The organism is Halobacillus sp. BBL2006, assembly GCF_000786645.1.
Classification (GTDB): Bacteria; Bacillota; Bacilli; order Bacillales; family Halobacillaceae; genus Halobacillus.
In genome coordinates this window covers 1-1805 of the sequence record NZ_JRNX01000269.1, presented here as the reverse complement: position 1 = coordinate 1805, position 1805 = coordinate 1, and the positions used below count along the sequence as shown (strand labels likewise).

Here is a 1805-nt window from a genome sequence, read left to right as displayed (position 1 = left end):
ATCTCGCACGTTCAGAATCTAATGAAAATCCGGTCTATTACGTCCAATATGCTCATGCTCGAATTTGCACGATGCTTAAACAGGCAGAGGAAAAAGGTTTTTCTTCCGATTCCTTTGATGGCAGTTTATTAACCTCTGAGAAGGAAGAGGATCTATTGAAACGTTTGGGTGAATTCCCTCAAATTGTTGCGGATGCAGCAGAGAAGCGTACGCCGCACCGTGTTACGCAGTATGCCTTTGATCTTGCTTCCAACCTTCACAGCTTCTATAATGCCGAAAAGGTGCTGGATCAAGATCACAAAGATCGAACGGCTTCTCGTATCGCACTGATGAAAGCAGTAAGAACGACATTAAATAATGCACTACAATTGGTTGGCGTGTCTGCACCAGATCAAATGTAATTGCATAGATTATTAAAAGGGCGTCTTTGCTAACGGGGCAGGGGCGTTCTTTTTCTTATGAACATTTGAAAACGCTCGCAAGATTATTGGAGAAATGGATGACATCACAAGTGAGAGCAGAGAATATAGTCAGGTAGAACACAAAAGTCAGGATATTCTCGAAAAGATTAGATATAAAGGAGAAGAGATGAAATGAAGGAAGTTTTGTTAGCTTTACTAGCTGGGCTGATCGTAGGAATCTTATTTGCATCGTTAAAATTACCGATTCCCGCACCACCGGCAATATCAGGTGTGGCAGGAATCGTCGGTATCTATTTAGGTTTTAAAGTCGTCGGGTGGGTCGCACCGATGATTACGGAATTTATAAAATAATACTTACAGCAAAGGTCGCAGGAGAACTGCGATCTTTTCATTTATTCTGGTAGCTAAAGATCGTTTTTTTAACCATGTTTCATCAAAGTTAATCGCATCATCGAAATCTTTTAAATACGCTTCTCGAAGTTCTTGCAGGAAGGATTCCTCATACACAAAAGTATTCACTTCTTTATTCAAAAACAGGCTTCTTCGATCAAAGTTCGCCGTACCGATGTCGGCAAACTGTTCGTCGATCATGATGAGTTTAGCGTGATAAAAACCTGCGTCAAAAAAGCGGATGCTTGCTCCGTGTTGATAGAGCTCATAGAGATACGTTATTCCCGCTGATTTTACGAAAGGATGATCCGCCTTTAAAGGTACTAATATTTTTATATTGACGTCATTCTTCAATGCTTCTTTGAGCGAAACCATTAATTTGGTAGTCGGGATGAAGTAAGGCGTTCCAATGAGGATTTCTTTTTTTGAAAATCGGATCATTTGGTCGAACTCTTTTTCTAATTCCAAGCCGTCCGTTGCGGAAATTTTTATTTTGGACTTTCCTTCATCGTGGTTAGGGATGGCGGGAAACCGATCTCCAGTAGCCAAATACCAGTCATCTAGAAAAATCTCATGAAATTCTTTGACAACTGGCCCAGTTAAACGGAGGTGGTAGTCTCGCCAATCCCCGAATTTAACCGTTTCCCCAATGTAATTTTTCCCAATATTAAATCCTCCTGCATATCCTATTTTTCCATCGATGACGGTAATCTTCCTATGGTTTCTTCGATTCAAATGATAAAAGAAATATGGGAACTTTGGAACCTCGGCAAACTGAAATTCCACTCCAGCAGCAGTAAGTTCTTTTCGCATATTTTTATTGATTCGATAACCGCCGACCCGATCAACTAATAAACGTACAAGAATTCCTCCCCGCGCTTTTTCTTTTAAAATATGCAGGAAATTTTTGCTTATATAGTCGTTATCAATAATATAAAAACAGATATCCACTTGCTCGCGCGCGTTAGAGATATCCTGAAAGAGACGCTCGTA

General features: G+C 40.3%; 3 protein-coding genes. 2 read left to right on the top strand and 1 reads right to left on the bottom strand.

Annotation, left to right across the window (positions count from 1 at the left end):
• Positions 1-401: DALR anticodon-binding domain-containing protein (locus tag LD39_RS09005; RefSeq protein WP_035545400.1), on the top strand; the 401-nt coding region annotated here is incomplete at its 5' end.
• A 192-nt stretch (positions 402-593) separates the two neighbouring features.
• The gene (locus LD39_RS09000) at positions 594-773 is read left to right on the top strand and encodes a XapX domain-containing protein (protein ID WP_035545398.1); all 180 of its coding nucleotides are present in this window, start codon (positions 594-596) and stop codon (positions 771-773) included.
• Between the two features lie 3 nt (positions 774-776).
• On the opposite strand, the gene cls is transcribed toward LD39_RS09000, so the two are convergent.
• On the bottom strand, positions 777-1805 hold a 1029-nt coding region (cls, locus tag LD39_RS08995), incomplete at its 5' end, for a cardiolipin synthase (protein WP_035545395.1).